This is a genomic window from Candidatus Protochlamydia sp. W-9, assembly GCF_001950615.1.
Lineage (GTDB): Bacteria > Chlamydiota > Chlamydiia > Chlamydiales > Parachlamydiaceae > Protochlamydia > Protochlamydia amoebophila.
The window spans coordinates 26,011-42,819 of sequence record NZ_BCPZ01000278.1 but is presented as its reverse complement, the minus strand read 5'-3'; the positions used below and the strand labels follow the sequence as shown (position 1 = coordinate 42,819).

General features: G+C 34.3%; 14 protein-coding genes. 6 read left to right on the top strand and 8 right to left on the bottom strand.

From position 1 onward, the window contains the following. The 4 genes from BU804_RS08335 to BU804_RS08325 form a co-directional block, all read right to left on the bottom strand. A partial coding sequence (locus BU804_RS08335; RefSeq protein WP_075883706.1) for a leucine-rich repeat domain-containing protein occupies positions 1 to 1,527 on the bottom strand: 1,527 nt, incomplete at its 3' end. Between the two features lie 117 nt (positions 1,528 to 1,644). Next, positions 1,645 to 2,079, bottom strand: a complete 435-nt coding sequence (locus BU804_RS11465; protein WP_158025043.1) for a transposase — start codon at positions 2,077 to 2,079, stop codon at positions 1,645 to 1,647. Positions 2,080 to 2,126: 47 nt separating this feature from the next. After that, on the bottom strand, positions 2,127 to 2,210 hold the full coding sequence (locus BU804_RS17710; RefSeq protein WP_445082302.1) for a hypothetical protein: 84 nt from the start codon (positions 2,208 to 2,210) through the stop codon (positions 2,127 to 2,129). A gap of 1,412 nt (positions 2,211 to 3,622) precedes the next feature. Further along, positions 3,623 to 5,599 (bottom strand): hypothetical protein, encoded by a 1,977-nt coding sequence (locus tag BU804_RS08325; RefSeq protein ID WP_075883704.1) that lies wholly within the window; start codon positions 5,597 to 5,599, stop codon positions 3,623 to 3,625. A gap of 367 nt (positions 5,600 to 5,966) precedes the next feature. Here BU804_RS08325 and BU804_RS08320 point away from each other — a divergent pair, with 367 nt between their 5' ends. Genes BU804_RS08320 through BU804_RS08310 form a run of 3 tightly spaced genes read left to right on the top strand, consistent with a single transcriptional unit; the run spans position 5,967 to position 8,570 of the window. Beyond that, the gene (locus BU804_RS08320; RefSeq protein ID WP_075883703.1) at positions 5,967 to 7,019 is read left to right on the top strand and encodes an ABC transporter substrate-binding protein; all 1,053 of its coding nucleotides are present in this window, start codon (positions 5,967 to 5,969) and stop codon (positions 7,017 to 7,019) included. After that, the gene (locus BU804_RS08315; protein ID WP_075883702.1) at positions 7,006 to 7,797 is read left to right on the top strand and encodes an ABC transporter ATP-binding protein; all 792 of its coding nucleotides are present in this window, start codon (positions 7,006 to 7,008) and stop codon (positions 7,795 to 7,797) included. Before BU804_RS08320 ends, BU804_RS08315 begins: the two co-directional genes overlap by 14 nt. Next, positions 7,794 to 8,570: an ABC transporter permease gene (locus BU804_RS08310; RefSeq protein WP_075883701.1), complete on the top strand. Its 777-nt coding sequence runs from the start codon at positions 7,794 to 7,796 to the stop codon at positions 8,568 to 8,570. The genes BU804_RS08315 and BU804_RS08310 overlap by 4 nt, the downstream gene beginning before the upstream one ends. A 187-nt stretch (positions 8,571 to 8,757) precedes the next feature. Here the strand turns inward: BU804_RS08310 and BU804_RS08305 are convergent, their stop codons facing one another. After that, a complete protein-coding gene (locus tag BU804_RS08305) occupies positions 8,758 to 10,089 on the bottom strand; it encodes a UTP--glucose-1-phosphate uridylyltransferase (protein ID WP_075883700.1) in 1,332 nt (443 codons plus the stop codon). A gap of 460 nt (positions 10,090 to 10,549) precedes the next feature. Then, positions 10,550 to 11,599, bottom strand: a complete 1,050-nt coding sequence (waaF, locus tag BU804_RS08300; protein WP_193427244.1) for a lipopolysaccharide heptosyltransferase II — start codon at positions 11,597 to 11,599, stop codon at positions 10,550 to 10,552. Positions 11,600 to 11,913: 314 nt separating this feature from the next. Between waaF and BU804_RS08295 the strand changes: the two genes are divergently transcribed. From BU804_RS08295 to ruvA, 3 genes are read left to right on the top strand one after another with little or no spacing between them, the layout of a single operon-like run. Continuing rightward, positions 11,914 to 13,611, top strand: coding sequence for a hypothetical protein (locus BU804_RS08295; protein ID WP_075883699.1), 1,698 nt, complete (start codon positions 11,914 to 11,916; stop codon positions 13,609 to 13,611). Next, on the top strand, positions 13,608 to 14,114 hold the full coding sequence (gene ruvC, locus BU804_RS08290) for a crossover junction endodeoxyribonuclease RuvC (RefSeq protein WP_011174569.1): 507 nt from the start codon (positions 13,608 to 13,610) through the stop codon (positions 14,112 to 14,114). Before BU804_RS08295 ends, ruvC begins: the two co-directional genes overlap by 4 nt. An 18-nt stretch (positions 14,115 to 14,132) precedes the next feature. Then, complete coding sequence (gene ruvA / locus BU804_RS08285) at positions 14,133 to 14,738, top strand: Holliday junction branch migration protein RuvA (protein WP_075883698.1); 606 nt, start codon at positions 14,133 to 14,135, stop codon at positions 14,736 to 14,738. Positions 14,739 to 14,760: 22 nt separating this feature from the next. On the opposite strand, the gene nth is transcribed toward ruvA, so the two are convergent. Both nth and mnmE read right to left on the bottom strand, forming a co-directional pair. Then, positions 14,761 to 15,390: an endonuclease III gene (gene nth / locus BU804_RS08280; protein WP_075883697.1), complete on the bottom strand. Its 630-nt coding sequence runs from the start codon at positions 15,388 to 15,390 to the stop codon at positions 14,761 to 14,763. Further along, positions 15,387 to 16,763: a tRNA uridine-5-carboxymethylaminomethyl(34) synthesis GTPase MnmE gene (mnmE, locus tag BU804_RS08275; RefSeq protein WP_075883696.1), complete on the bottom strand. Its 1,377-nt coding sequence runs from the start codon at positions 16,761 to 16,763 to the stop codon at positions 15,387 to 15,389. The genes nth and mnmE overlap by 4 nt, the downstream gene beginning before the upstream one ends. Positions 16,764 to 16,809: the final 46 nt, after the last annotated feature.

The following is a 16,809-nucleotide window of genomic DNA, read 5'->3' as shown; positions in this document are numbered from 1 at the left end:
GGTTAAGGGTGTCAAATGGACTAGTCCAGCATCAGTAAGTTTATAGCATCCACTCAGATTTAAATACTGCAAACCCGTTAAAGATGTCAAATGGGCTAATCCAGCATCGCTGAAATTATTGTACCTGCTTGGATTGAAATTATTGCACCTGCTTAGATTTAGATTCTGCAAAGCCGTTAAGGGTGTTAAATGCGCTAATCCATCATCGGTGAGTTTCTTACAATCGCTTAAATCTAGATGCTTTAATGCCGTTAAGGGTGTTAAATGCACTAATCCGGCATCGGTAAGATTTTCACAGTCACTTAAATTTAAATACTGCAAAGCCGTCAAAGGTGCCAAATGCGCTAATCCTTCATCAGTAAGATTCCGGCAATTGCTTAGAGCTAGATACTGTAAAGCGGTTAAGGGTGCCAAATGCGCTAATTCTGCATCAGTGAAATACTTGCACCTATTTAGATTTAGATGCTGCAAACCCTTTAAGGGTGCCAAATGCGCTAATCCTGCACCGGTGAGTTTATGACAACCGCTTAAATCTAGATGCTGCAAACCCGTTAAAGGTGTCAAATGGGCTGTTCCAGCATCGATGAGTTTATGACAACCGCTTAAATCTAGATGCTGCAAAGCTGTTAAAGTTGTCAAATGCGCTAATCCCTCATCGCTGAGTTTCTGACAACCGCTTAAATCTAGATGCTGCAAAGCCGTTAAGGGTGTCAAATGCGCTAATCCAGCATCAGTGAGACCCGGACGTTCCTTAAAATGAAGAATTTTTACATTTTTACAATCTTTTAATGCTAAAAGGCGGGCATTTGTTAAAAAAGGATTGTCGGAAAAATTGAGTGCTTCTATCTCATTTGAGAAATGACTTAAAATTTTTTCAAACTTCACTAACCGAAAAAAAGTCTGGTTTAATAATCCGCTCACAACGGTTAATTCTAAATATTTTTTCAAAATATTTAGTTGATAGCGATGTGTAAAATTTAAAAGTTCTTTTAATCTGACTAAACTTTCTTTAGTAGAGTTAAAGGGTTCAAATTTCTGTGATTTGTATCCCTCAATCAGTTGTTCTTCTAAACTTTTTACCACTTCTGTCAATTCATAATAATCGGCGAGTTGAATAGAAGAAGTAATCTCTTCTAAGGGAACTTTAAAGTTAACATTCATGACACAATTCAGCAGATGCGTAAACTCCTTTTGTGTTAAATCGAGAGGATGTTGAAGAGTTTCTTGAAATTGCCCCGACCACAGATTCTTAAAGTAGTGTGATTTTTCCCTTAACAAAACTAGTTGAGAATGAGAAATAGTCAGAGAAGTTCCCTCTTGAAAATTTAGTTGAACTTCTTCAGATGAAGGTGAAAGAGCAAGAGCTTGAATCGTTGACGCACTAGTCTCCTCTGTATTAGACAAAGGATTGTCTAAGAGGGTATTTTCATCTACAAGAGGGTCATTAATGTCTTGAAGGGAATAGTAAGAAGGAGCCGTTGTATGGACAATTTGACTAGGATTAAACCCAAAATTAGAAATATTCAAAATGGCCATCCCAATGAATAAAATAAATTTTAATTTATAGATGTTTCAACAGTATTATTTATAGATAAAATTTATTGCAATATTAATAAGTTAACGTCAGTTTAACGTAAGAAACTCTCAAAAACATTCTAGGAGCCTAGCAGCTTCGATTTCTGTATTTGAAAAGAACAGTCGAGGCTTGGATGAATTCAAGCAATAATTAGCAAGTCCTGCTATCAGATTGCTAAGAAAGTTCCATCGACTTCGGTGCCGATGCTGTTCTCTCTGACAGCTATTTTTCAACAAATTATTCACATTTTCAATCATAGCCCTCTTTTTTAGCATGAATTTATCCACTAACGTGATCCATTTATTTTTCATCTTCTTCTTTACTTTTGTGAAAAGCTGAATTCCCTTTTGCATTAGAGTATTAGTCAGTTTTTCTGAAATATATCCTCTATCTGCAAATGCTTTTCCTTTCATCCCTCCTATCATTTCAGGAACGGGTTTGTGATCATCAATATTGCCAGTTGTCAACTTAAATGCGACAATTTCTGCATGAGGATTAATCAAGAGGGAGCTTAAACCCAAAGAACCAACCGATGGTTGTTTTTCCCCACTTAGCGTGGCTCTTTAAAGACACGATGAGAAGAGGCACGTTTGAAGTGGCAAATCGTTAAACTTGTAGCGTCTATCAATAAAATCCCTTCACAGATCCCTTAATGCTCTTGGATCAAACAAAATATAGGGAAAAATGCTTCAGAGGTTAGCTGAACACATCTTGAGTACCCCACAAGATGAAGGAATAAATATTTTAAAGTTGTTTTTACAGGGTTTAAGTAGAAGTATTTAAATATTTTGTCATTGGAACGATGAAAGAGAAGCAAAATCGTTAGCACTTCACTTAAAGGTATCCTAAAAGTTCTTTTGCGGATTTTTTTTTCGTATACTCCATTTGTTTTTGGAAACACATTTGGTGAAATCTATTAGCAAAATCATCAACAAGACAAAACAGTTTGATCCTCTCTATCTCGTTCATTTTGGCCTCTTTGCTTAGTTTTTGTTCTGAAAAACAAAATCTTCTAACAGAAAAGAGAGGCCTTTTTTCAACAAAGATCCCTCAGAATATAGCCGGAAGACAGCTTACGTTAAACTGGCGTTAAGTTAAAATAGGCAGTCACATTTCCACTTCCTTTTCCGCAACTGGCTAATTTAAGATCGAAAATCTATAAATTCTGGTTTCCAAAATTGCCCGTCTTATGCTGCAATGAAAAATAACTAATCCAGCATTAGCCAAGAGAATCAAAAAGTTTTTTATGGGATGAATTAAGCCATTAGATAAGTAATCATAAGCTCATGAATTTTGATGTCGCCAAATCCAATTGTTTTGGTATCAAAGTAGTCTTAGCAAAAGTCTTAAATGGCTTTTTGAATTTTTTTAAAGGATATTTCATGGAGAATGCCTCCCCATTGAATAGAGAGGTATGAAATAGCTGAAGGAACAAAGCCTGGAATGCTTGTTTAACAAATATATTTAGACTTTGGATTATCCACCTCTAATCAGAGCATTAATGTCATTGTTTAATACTTCCAATATGCCCAAAGCTGAGGAAAAATTTTCCACTCATCGATAAATTATCCACGACTGGCAAGAAAAATTTTTTGTGATTGAAAAGTTTTAAAGAATGCTTTTACCATTTTTAAATTTTAAATATTAAGTTTATAAATACATTTTAAATATAAAAAATATTCTTTTAAAAGCCTTAAAGTGTGAGAAAATGAATTCATTACATCGATTTTGGATTTTATTTGTGGTTTATTTTAGAGATTTTTTAATAAACTAAATATTTGTAAGACACCTACATCATTAAAGTGAGCTTTTTTGTGGATATTGCAACTTTCTATATTTATATTGCTATGTATGTATATGGTTTTTGTTTGATGTTGTGGGCTATTTTTTTTGATAAACGCTCTACTAAAAGAACCCGAAACGGTGCAATTTTTGGAATATTTGCTTTAATTTGCACCTTATTTTATTTTTTTTATGTCTTAGCAACAATAGGGATAACCTTTTCCTAAAACAGCAAGATAAATTCAGTATCAAGGGAATAGGAGGTTAAAAAGATGCTTTTGCTTTTAACATACTATATACCATTTTTATTCGATCCAAGAAGTTAAACCCTTGTGGAAGAGAGGCGCGAGGGTCCACTTTCAATACTTTAAATTTAGGAGTATTATCTGTAACAACTCTAACTGCTGGCCCATTAGGATCAAAAATGGATTTATCAAAATCATGTTTTCTTTTTGAAGGAAGATGAGGGTGAAGGTGTCTTAACATTAAACGTTCAGCGACTAGACCAGTTCGATCTTTAGCGCTTAAACAACCTAAAGAAACGCAAAAAGTTTTAGAGGATAAAAGAACCATGAGTAATTCTTCTGCAAGTGTATAACTTGTTGATGGATCTTCTAATAGTGATTTTTTAACCTCAGAAAATTTATCAAATAAATGTGGATGGGAGATAAGTAATTGTCGAAGTTGTTCGGTATTTATCTTTAATTGTGTTTTATTGTTATGTGTGTTGCCTTGTACAGATGTATTAAAAAAGGCCGTTGCTAAGGGAATTGTTATAATTTCTGAAGCTTTGATTTGATGAGGAAGATAAACCATATCCCCATCGATCAAAGGTCCCGTTCCATTAAAACACAGTTTTTTTCCGTTAAATTCTGCAAAAATTTCTTGCATATCTTCCATTTCTACTCGTTCATCATGTACCCAACCCGTAGAGCCCATTTCACTTTTTCTTTGGTTAAGAAGGGCGACATGCACCAAATCAAAACTATTTCCTGCTTCAAAGGCTTCTAAAACTTTTTGAGGATTTTGGCGGACTTGACCTGCAATGAGTTGGACCATTTGTTGTTCAATCATCATTTTACGTTCCTGATAAACTATATCAATGTAAGATGGGCTTCCTCTCATAATTTTTAAATTATTAAGAGCATTTTCAATAGAGACTCGTTGATCATTTGTAAGCTTGGAATTCAATTTTTTTGATAAATTTTGAATTAAATCATCTACCTTTTTTGGTTCATCTTTAAAAGATTTTAAATCGGATAAACTATAGAAACCATTTCGCATATCAGACATGATTCCCACCCTATAAAATCCAACCTCTTTTTTTCCATCAACTTGCAGTTCTTGATATCGCATATTGACGGGGGCTGAGACATAAGTTTCCGTAGCTTGAGTAAAGCCTGATTCACGGATCTGTCCTCGAAAATAATCCGAGCTTAGCCAATCTTCATTTTCTCGAAATTTATTAGCACTATTTAAAGAGTTTTCATACAGACGAAGTTTGGACATAAGCTTTGTTTTGTCTTCTTCCGAAGCTTTCTCCAATTTTACCCTTAAATGAGAAATCATATTTTTACAGAATTCAATTGTTTGATCGACTGTTGTGTCTCTTGTGATGTATTGAGTCGCATAATCTTGTCCATCGATAGAGTAAGTGTGAGTGATCACTTGTTCGCTAGGCAATGTTTTTGGCCCAATTAAACGTGCTGAAGTTTTAGTAAGGGGTTCTTCATTACCTGGCATCCCATCTAATTCTTGTCCGTCTCCATAGGCTCTTGAAAATTGGATTTGATGTTGCGCAATTGTTTGAGTTGTTTTAACTCTTTGAGTATTTTCAGCTAAATAGCTAGGAAATTTTTTCTTGAACTCTTGATGAATTAATCGATTGACTTTTTCTTCTTTAACACTTTGAGTGTCGGTTGAATCTTTATAATGAACAGTGACTGCGGTGGTTTTATTAGGAGTCGCCATAATCCCAATAGAATTCAAGTCATTTCTTTTTAAATTTAAAGAAGAAACAGATTTAAATAATTTATCTGCTATTAAAGCAATACTTTGCAATTGTTCAGAACTAAGTTTACTAACTTCAATTTCTTTTCCATCTATTTTAAATTTACTAATAAAGTATTGATTTCCATTAGGTAATATAAAATTGTTGTTTTTTAATTTAATTCCTTCTGTGATTTGAGGGTTTGATTGTATTTTTTCTAAAGGATTTGTACTAACAAATTCAATTGGCATAATAATAACCATGTTTAATTTGTTAATTATAATTATATATTAAAAATAGTTTATTTATTTATAAAATAAATTAATCTAATAAATTTATTTAATTGTAATTGAATTGTAAAAATAGTTTTTATTTTAAATTTAATGAAAAAAACATGCCAAAATGCTTTAAAATAATTAATTAATCTGAAATTTTAGTTTTAAACTTTTAAAAAATAAGATTTTTTGAGATATAAACCCTTTGCATTCAGGCTAATGGTTGACAGATTCATAAAAATTAGAGGAAAAATTCTTGAATTGAGTATGGTAACGAACTAGATCACATCATCCAACGAGCGTGGAAATTTGTTTTGTTGGAATAAAACGTAGGTTGTTCGCCATGCAGGTAGTTTCCATTCTTTGCTTCTGCTTAATGTGTTATTTTAAGCTTTTTGCTCAGGAACATTTAAAAGAAAAAACAGTCATACGAGTGGGACATTTTGCGACCATCACTCATGCGCAAGCTGTCATTGGTCACGGGTTAAGTCGAGAACAAAGAGGATGGTTTGAAAGTTTTTTAGGTCCGGATGTAGAGATTCAATGGTATGTTTATCAAGCGGGATCGAGTGCAATGGAAGCTCTGTTTGCAGATTCATTAGATTTAACATATGTAGGCCCGAGTCCAACAATTAATGCTTACCTAAAAGCAAAGGGAAAAACGATTCGCGTTGTTTGTGGTTCTTGCAGCGGAGGTGCTTCATTGATTATTCAATCGGATCGCATTAAAAAAATTTCAGATTTTCAAGGAAAAATAATTGCGACTCCTCAGTTAGGGAATACTCAAGATGTGGCAGCTAGGGCTTGGCTCTATTCTAACGGTTTTGAATTTAACTTATTTGGGGGACAGGTCACGGTTATTCCAATGGAAAATGTGGATCAATTTACCCTTTTTCACCAAGGAGATTTAGATGCTGCTTGGGCAGTTGAACCTTGGGCAAGCCGATTGGTTGAAGAAGCTAAAGGAGAGGTTTTTTTAGAAGAAAGTTCTCTTTGGAAGCAAACTGGCGGAAAGTATGTCACGACGCATTTAGTTAGTACTGAAAATTTTTTACAAAATCGGCCAGATTTAGTCAAAAAGTGGATTTTAGCTCATATTAAATTAACGGAGTGGATTCAGGAAAACAATGAGCAAGCTAAAGTTTTTTTTAACCAAGAATTAAAAAAAGAAGTATTTAGAAATTTAGCGAAAGAAATTATAGATCGTGCTTGGGAAAAAATCGAATTAACGTATGCACCTATTCAAGCCTCTCTATATCGCTATGCTAACTGGGCTTATGAAATTGGTTTTTTTAAGCAACAGCCCCAACTTAAAGGATTGTATGATCTTCGCCTTCTTGCTGAGGTATTGGAAGAAATTGATCACTCCAAAGGTTTAATTCATGACAGAAGTTGAACTCACCCTTGCAGAAATCATTATCAATGATGTTAGTAAAACATTTAAAGCGAAATCGGGAAATGTGCAAGCCCTTGCGCATGTTTCATTAAGCGTAAATGTTGGAGAATTTGTCTGTTTAGTAGGGCCTTCAGGTTGCGGTAAAAGTACGTTATTAAATTTAATTGCAGGATTAGAATTTCCTGATCAAGGCAAGATTTATTGTGAAGGTAAAGAAATTACTGGGCCTGGGAGTGATCGATTAGTGATGTTTCAAGAGTCAGCTCTTTTTCCGTGGTTAAATGTGATTGACAATGTTTTATTTGGATTAAAATTAAAGCCCGGACTGACAGCAAAAGAAAGAAAAGAATTGGCTCACAGTTATTTAAAATTGGTTGGCCTAGATAAGTTTGCTTATGCACACACACATGAATTATCAGGAGGAATGAAACAACGCGTTGCTTTAGCGCGTTCTTTAGCCCCAGATCCCCATATCCTTTTAATGGATGAGCCTTTTGCTGCTTTAGACGCATTTACAAGAGAACAACTTTACGAAGATATCCAAAGAATTTGGGAACAACAAAAGAAAACAATTGTTTTTGTTACACACAACGTTGCGGAGGCGGTTTGTCTAGGGGATAAGTTATTTTTATTTTCTTCCCATCCTGGACGTATTCAACAAGAATTTTTTATTCGATTACCGCGTTCTAGAGATATTCGAAGTATAGAAGTAGTCCAATTTGCTAGTGAAATTACACATATATTAAAAAATCAAATGCCTTTAATAGAAAGAATATGAATTTACAAAGAATCTTTCATGCTAGTTTATTTTTTTTAACTTTAACTGTCCTATGGCAATTACTCGTTTACGCTGGAATTTGGTCACCTGTTTTGGTTCCTTCGCCTCTTCAAGTATTGCACTATTTAATTAGTTCCTTACAAGATGGCACATTAATTTCAGCGAGCTATGTTACTTTAAAAAGACTTATTCAAGGATATCTTGTCGGATTATTAGTGGGAATTCCTATAGGGCTGTTAAATGCTCGTTTCCAACTATTTGAAGATACAATTGGTTTTTTAGCACTTGGCTTGCAAACGCTTCCTAGTGTTTGTTGGGCACCTTTAGCCATATTGTGGTTTGGTCAAACAGAAAAAGCGATGTTTTTTATTGTTATTATGGGATCTGTATGGTCTATAGCTTTAGCAACTGATGCAGGGGTTAAAAATGTTCCTCCTCTTTATGTCAGAGCGGCACGCACATTAGGATCTCAAGGCTTTCATACTTGGTTTAAAGTAATTGTGCCCGCAGCGTTGCCATTTATTATTAGCGGAATGAAGCAGGGATGGGCTTTTGCTTGGCGATCCTTAATGGCTGCAGAAATCTATATTACAATTTTAACTGGTTTTGGATTGGGTAATTTATTGCACTATGGCCGAGAGCTTCACGCTATGGATGCAGTCATTGGAGTGATGTTTGTAATTATTGCTGTTGGCTTACTTGTTGATAAAGTGGTATTTTCCCCTTTAGAAGTTTTCATGCATGAAAAATGGGGAACGCATACTAAGCGTTAAAAATAACATAAAATTTAATATTTTAGATGTTAGAGCACAGAAAAGAAAAAAACTTCTATTTCTCTATCTATGCAGTACTTTCAAGCTTCCAATTCAAGTCTGTTGATTATTAGCAAGAGTTTTGCCAAGAGTTTTGCTTTGTATAGATGAAATTATTGTGCACTAAAAACTAATTTTGCCACCTTTTTTAAGGTTCTACATACAAGGTTTTTGCTAAACGATTTTTCCATTTATTTAATAAATCTGATGTCGGATAGTAAAAATCAGCTGCTAATTCTATTAAGTTTGAAGAAGGTTCTAAACCTGTAATCGACTTTAAAATTTCTTTTTCACGATAGATAAGTGCTTTTTGAACAGATTCCAATGAGTCATTTCCTTGAAAGTTTTTTAAAGGAGCAAAACATTGGTGACGTGGATATAATAAAGCGAAAACTTTTTTAGAATATTGTAACCAATCAAAAATGAAAGTTTCGAATTTCCAAGCGATGGGATGAGAAGACAGTGTAGTAATTCCTTGCTCGTTCACAAATTTTGCTGCTTTCCAAACTTTATGAAGAGGCAAAAAGGGGTGATTTGGGAGCGTATTTTCAATAAAAGACATGGAAAAACAAAATAAGCTTAAATTTGCACAACAGTATTGAAGACGACCGTTAGCTTCGCTAGCACTTTTATGCTGATCAGATAATTCAGAATATTCAATCACTTTTACTCGGTGATTTTCTTTAACGATAATCCCGACTTTCTCTTGAGGTTCGTGCTTTTCAGTACATTTAATAGTAATTTCAGCTTTTTGTTGATGGTGGAAACCAAGTAATTCTGCATCAAATGGATCTGCCAAAGGATTATCCACTAAGATAATATTAATGTATTCAATACCGCGTTGTTTCCATACATCGTATAAGCCCGATTGATAAAAATCGTGTAGACAATTCCCGTTGCCATTAGGTCCTTCGGCTATACGGTTTTTGGTTTCTAAAAATAGAGACCCTTCTGCATTTAGCAAAGGGAGAGTACTTTGGCAAAAAAATGAAATTTGATCTTTCGATAAACCCCAATAGTCATTTTCAACAAAAAACTGTTTAGTTGCTTGATCATTTTCTGGTGAAGTCATAATGGCGAGAGATAAAGGAAAGTTAACTTGTTTACTCGCGGCAACAGTTTTTTCTGCTAAAAGTTGAAATAATGACTTATGCTTAATGACAGAAACAGGAAAAAGTCCTTTAGGGCCTTCAAAACAAAGCCTGGTTCCTTGTCCGCCTGCGAGAACAATACACCCCATCTTTCCGTTTTGAAGGAGTTGTTTACCTTTTAATTGCAGCTTTTCATTTCTTGCAAACGCATAATCTTTAAATGGTTCAATAAAAGAATCAACTGATTTAGATGGTTTAATTAAAGCTATTTGTTGGTCGAGAAGAGTGCGATTAATTTGTTTTATTTGAAGCGTTAAATTTTGTTGTTCTTGTTTTGATAAGAGAGTCCAAAATTTTAGAAGAGGATCATTTGCTTTTTTTGCTAGCATGGTTGAAGAAAATTTTATTGAAATAAAAGATCTAGTTTTTAACTCAAGATAGTTATACCAATTGTTAAGAAAATTAAAACAGAAATTTGTAAACTGCCGGTTATTTCATAGATTGATGAAAATTAAAACTATGCCAGATTTCTATTAAATATTTTATTTCAACGAATGGATATTTAGTTAAATGCTTCCAATGACAGTTTTGTTTATACTTTATTGACTGTACTCTGTAAATTTATCTATATTTTTTTAATATCCAAATTTTTTTCAAAACGTATGAACACCCTTTTTTGAAAATGGCGGAAAATTAGACTAAAATGATTGCTAGTTTAATCGAATTATTTACTGAGATTACGAATACTTCATTACTGTAATTTAATTAATTTTTTTAGCCAATTTAATCGATAAATCTGTAAAAAAAAATTAAAAGTTTAGATTCGTAAAATTTAACTTCGCTGATGAATTAAAAAGGAAGATAAGAACAAATTGACTGATAAACTTCCTCGACTTCAATGCGTTTCATACACCGAAAATCAATGGGGCATTCTCTTCGATAACAGGGTGAACAAGGAACATGCTTATGGATGACCGTTCCTCCTTGATAGGGGCCTGTTGCGATATCACTTGTGGATCCAAATAAAGCAACAAGAGGAGTATTTAAAGCAGCAGCTACATGCATAGGTCCACTGTCATTTGTTAAAAAGACATGGCAAAGCTTGATATAGGCCATTAATTCTCTGATAGAAGTTTTACTAGCCAAATTAATGACGCGGTCTGGCAACCCTTGGCAAATTTCATTGACGAGAGGAGTTCCTGTTTTATCTCCAAAAAATAAAATTTTTGTACGAGGATTGGTTAACAATTTTTCTGTGAGATCTTTAAACCTTTCAGGTAACCAACATTTTGCTGACCCGTAGGCAGCTCCAGGATTGATGCCAATGATTAGATCTTGAGGTTCAACCCTATGAGAAATCAATTGTTGTTGAGTATTCTCTAATTCTTTTTTTGTGAGGTAAAGCGTTGGGGAGTTATTAGAGAGCGAAATACCAAGAGGCTCTAATAACTGTTTATAGGTTACCACAAGATGTTGTTGAGTATAATTAGGTGAAAAAGGGATTGCATGATCAAGCAACCAACTACGCCAATGTGTAGAATATCCGATTTTATTTTTAACGTTTCCCTGCCAAAATTTCCAAGCAGAAGAAAATGAATTTGTGAGTAAAACACCTAAATCATAATTTCCTTTCTTCAAAGAAATTAACAAATTTTCATTGCATTTTTGTGTTTGCTTCCAACTTTTAGAACGGTCAAAGGAAATAACGTGATGGATATGGGGATCATGTTCAATGACAGTTCCTAATAATCCTTGGCAGACGACTGTTAATTTTGCATGGGGCCAATAGTTTTTTAAGTCGGCAAGGATAGGTGTTGCCATCACCAGATCTCCTAGCCAATTAGGCATACGAATAATGATGTTTTGCGGATTTAAAGATAAAAAAGTTTTTTTTGACAAGGCGGTTTTCCTTTTTAATTCGAGCGACGAATTTTAAAGTCTTACTTATATCAAAAAACAGAAATAAATTTCGAAACCTGCTTTAAAATGTGACTATGATAAAACATTTTCAAAAAGGCCATCAGTCAATTAAACGTGAAAAACTTCATTGCAGCTATGCTGTTCAAATCAAAATTTTTATTTAGCAATTTGAATTTATAGATTTATTTTTATCATGGGTTAAACATACAAAAACCATTGATCTTCTAAGGCTAAACTCTTATCTTTACAGCTAAATTCACTTTAATTTTAGAGATATCTCTTTGGCAAAACTTATGCAAACAAAAGATCATGATTCTTCTGACTCCTCCTCTAATGAAGTTAACTCTTTAAACGAGGCTGCACAAATTTTGCATTTGAAAAGATTATTAGTTACGCTTAAACAACAAAGTGAAAAAGAGATAAAAAAACTTCAAAATCAATTGTTTAGCCAGGAAAAAATAAGTCAATCATTAAAAGAACAATTACTTCAATCTAGTGTAAAATTTAAAAAATTGCAAAGTAATCATGATGAAGAATTAGATGCTTTAAGAGACCAATTTATTTCTCTTAGAAATCTTCTTCAACAAACTCAAGAAGAATTAAGATTTCAAAATGATCAGGCTGTTCATGCGTCGAATAAAATGCAAATTATTCATTCGAATCAAAGAGAGGAGGAAGCTAGCGGTAAAGAAACGGAGCGCTTGCGCGAAGAATTAAGCGAGTCGAATTTAAGAACTCAAGAAATGCAAGCCCTAGCTTCAAAAAATTATCAAAAATATGAGCAAGAAATTCAACATCTTAAGTACTTATTATCGCAACGAGAAATTGCCGAACATCAAACAGAAGTGATTGCTTCTCATACTGCTTCCTACCAACTTCGCTTAGAACTAGAAGAAATTAAACAAACTCTCAAGCAAGGTAATTATGATACAAAGGCTTTAGAGACGCATTATGTTGAAGTTTTAAATGAAAAAGTCAAACTTGAACATCAAATTAAACAACTGCAAACAGAATTAGAGCATCAATCTTCTAATTTAGCGGCTTTTCAAATGCAGATTCCAGACTTGAACCAAAGTAAAAAAGAGCTTGAGGAGTGTTTAAAGGAAAAAGAAAATTTATTAAATCAAACACTTGAAAAACAGGATCAATTAAAAGAACGTTTATTTCAAATGGAACTTTCTTCCCAAGAAAAAATGCAGATCCAAGAAAAATATGAGCTGTTGAAAGAGGAATGGAACCAACTGAATGAAAGTTTAGAAGAGGCGTTAGATATTCGTGTAAAATCTGAACAAGAAGTCATACGATTTAATGAGCTTTTGAAAGAAAAAAATCAAATATTGTCGGAAAAAGAAGGGCAAATTTTTCAGTTATTGCGTGATAAAGAAAACCAAGAAACACATCTACATGAAATGAATCATTTAGTGAATGAAAGCGAAACGCGCTTTAAAATTGCTCAGCAACATTTAGCAAAAAAATTGAAAGAAGCGGCTATTTTATCTGAAAAAGTTGAAGGTCAACAAAGAGTGTTAGAAGAAATTTCTCAAAATAACGAAAACTTCAAAATTCAAATTAATCAGCTTCAGGCTAGTTTAGAAATTTCTCAAAAACAAGAGAAAAAACTTCAAGAACAATTACATGATGCTTTAAAAAGCACGGAAAGCCAAGTTTCTAAATGGGAAGAAAAATACTTTTGCATGTATGACAAATGGCAAGAAAGTGAAAATTGCGTTAAGAAATTGAAGAAAATTGAAGAGAAACACCAACAAATGCAAAACCTTATTGCCAATTTAGGGAATTTCATGGGTGGACCTTCCTCTCAGAATTTTTTACACACTATGCAAGAATTAGTAGATAAGTCAAATCAAGAAAAAAATAGTGAAGAAGAACAGCCCGAGTCCGTTCAACATTCAAGCCCAGAAGACGAAGAAAAATATGATTTGTTTGGTATGAAATTTAGGCAAGATAAACCAAAACCAAATTCCCTTTCATGAGCAATCAAGTTATTATTTTAGGATTAGACCCCGGGACAAAAATAACTGGTTTTGGAGTCATTCGCATTGAAGGCCATCAGTATGTTCCTGTCGATTACGGTTGTATTCGCCCTCCTTCTCATTATAAACTGTCTGAACGTTATTTAGTCATTTGTCAAGGAGTTGAACAGTTAATTGATCAACATCAACCTCATGCTGTCGTTGTGGAAACACAATACGTTTCTAAAAATGTTCAAAGTGCTATGAAATTGGGAATGGCAAGAGGTGTTATCATGATTGCTGCTAAAAAAAGAGGAATTCCTATTTATGAATATGCTCCCTCAAAAGCTAAATTAGCTGTTGTTGGGACAGGAAGAGCAAGCAAATATCAAGTTCAAGGTATGGTTCAGAGGTTACTTAATCTATCAATTCCTCCAACGCCAGAAGATGCTGCAGATGCTTTGGCATTAGCTATTTGCCATGCACAAATGCCCATTTTAAAACAAAGTCAATATGAAACTTGAGGAGCTAAATTAAATATTATGTTTGCATATATAAAAGGAGTATTAGCTTTTTTCAATCCTTCTCAAGCTATTGTTGATGTTCATGGTGTAGGATATTTACTTTTTATTCCTTGTCGCCTATTAGGGCAACTTCCCCAAATTGGGGAGCCAGTTCAATTTTATACCACGTATGTAGTTAGAGAATTTTCTCACACGCTTTATGGATTTTTAAATTACCAAGAACGCGATATTTTTGAAATTTTAATGAACGTTACAGGTATTGGCCCTAAGATGGCTTTAAGCTTAATCGGACATCTTTCAATGAGCGAGCTTCAAATAGCTGTTATGCGACAAGATTTATCTACACTCTGCCGTGTCCCAGGTGTTGGCAAGAAAACTGCGGAGCGTTTAATTGTAGAATTAAAAGATAAGTTAGCTGCCATTGGGCATTTAGATATGTCTGATCATATAGAGCCTTTAACGCAAGATCCCAAATCCAAATCTGTTCAGGATGCTATGTTGGCCCTTATAAACCTTGGTTATAATCAAACCACAGCTCAAAAAGCGATCAAACAAGGGATGAAAGAACTTCCAGAAGAAATTGACTTAGCTCAATTAATTACCGTTGCTTTGAAACACGTATGAATCGGAGCTTTTATCTAAGATATCAAATTGGATTTTCAATTATCCAAGAACAAATAGGGCAAATGGGAGTTTGATGTGAGCGGGCTTGACAATGTTCTCTTGCAAAATAAATGATTTGTAAATGAAGACGAGTCCAATCTTTTTTGGGAAAAAGAGATTTTAAATCTTTTTCTGTTTGTTTAACATTTTTCCCATTGCTTAATCCCCATCTTTGAGCGCAACGGTGAATATGAGTATCCACAGGGAAAGCGGCTTCCTGAAATGCTTGAGACATGACGACAGAAGCTGTTTTATGTCCGACTCCAGGTAGCGACTCTAATGCTTCAAATGAAGCCGGAACTTTTCCTTCATAATCTTTGATTAGCCGATCTGAAAGTTCCCAGATATTTGTCGCTTTACGAAATCCGAGTCCACATGAATGAATAATAGATTCAATTTCATTAATGGATAGTTTTACCATTTCTTGGGGAGTGCTTGCTTTTTTAAATAAAATAGGGGTTACTTTATTGACTCGTGCATCGGTGCAATGAGCGGATAAAAGAACAGCGATAAGTAAGGTATAGCTGTCATGATGACTTAAAGGAACCGCAGGAGCTGGGTAAAGTTCATTGAGGATACGTTGAATATTTTTTGCTATGGTATGCTTATTCATTTTCCTATACAAAATTTAGAAAAAATTGCTGATAAAATATCTTCAGAGATGTTAGTTCCAATGATTTTCCCAAGTTCTAATAAAGATTGGCGCATATCTAAAGTTAGAAATTCAGGTGAAACTTGGTGACGAAGACCTATTTGTACACGTCTTAAAGATTCAATCGATTCGATAAGAGCTTCTTTATGTCTAACATTTGTAATAAGGATTTCTTCTTTGGAAGGAGGGCCATCTTGCCAAATAATGGTATCAATTGTTTGATGCAGCTCTTCTAATCCTATTTTTTCTTTAGCAGATAAATGAACAAGAAAGGGAACCTCTAAGCAAGGAAGATTTCTTGGATTGAGATCAATTTTATTCCAAATGACGATTGTTTTATGAAAAGGGACTTGTTTTAACAATTCCTGATCTTCTTTTTCCAATCCTTTATGCGCATCTAAAACGAGTAAAATTAAATCGGCTTCTTGCATAGCTTTTTTAGAACGACGAATGCCTTCTTGTTCAACGCTTTCATTAGCTTCTCTAATCCCTGCCGTATCACTCAATTTGATGTGTAGTCCATTCAGACGTAGATGGTCTTCTAAAACATCTCGAGTCGTGCCAGGAATGGGGGAAACAATAGCTCGATCCTTATCTAGCAGAGCGTTCATTAAAGAAGACTTCCCTACATTTGGGCATCCAATTAAGCAAATAGAAAGGCCATCATGTAAAATTTTTCCATTGTGAAAAGAATTCACTAATTTTTCCATGTCTTTAGCAGTTCTTTCTAAGTCTTGATCCAGTTCATCCATGGTGGCAAATTCTAATCCTTCTTCAGGAAAGTCAACCCAGGCTTCTAAAATCGCTGCAATTTGAGTTAAGGTCGATTGAAAGGCCAATACCTGGTTTGATAAAGAACCTTTTAGTTGGCTTTCTGCCGCGCCTAGGGCTTTTTCATTTTTTGCACAAATGAGTTCTTGAACAGCTTCGGCTTGAGCTAAATCAATTTTACCATTCATGTAAGCTTTAAAAGTGAATTCACCAGGCAATGCTGCTCGAGCTCCGGCTGCTAAAACGACTTCTAAAACTTTGCGAGTAATTAAACTTCCTCCGTGACAATGAATTTCTACAGTATTTTCTCCTGTATAAGAGCGTTTACCAAGCATTATAAGGACCAGAACATCATCGACATGTTCGCCTGATGAATTATAAATTTGCCCGTAATGTGCAGTATGTGAACGATAGCTGAAAATGGAGCCTGAAAAAATTTTAGCAGCTACTTCAAGGGATTGATTACCTGAAATGCGAATAATCGCTACTCCTCCCTCACCTGGAGGGGTTGCAATTGCTGCAATTGTTTCACCTGGGTAATAGGGTTGATGAATAAATTCCATGATGCTTTAAATTTGTATTTGTGATTCTTGATATAACAATGAGAAA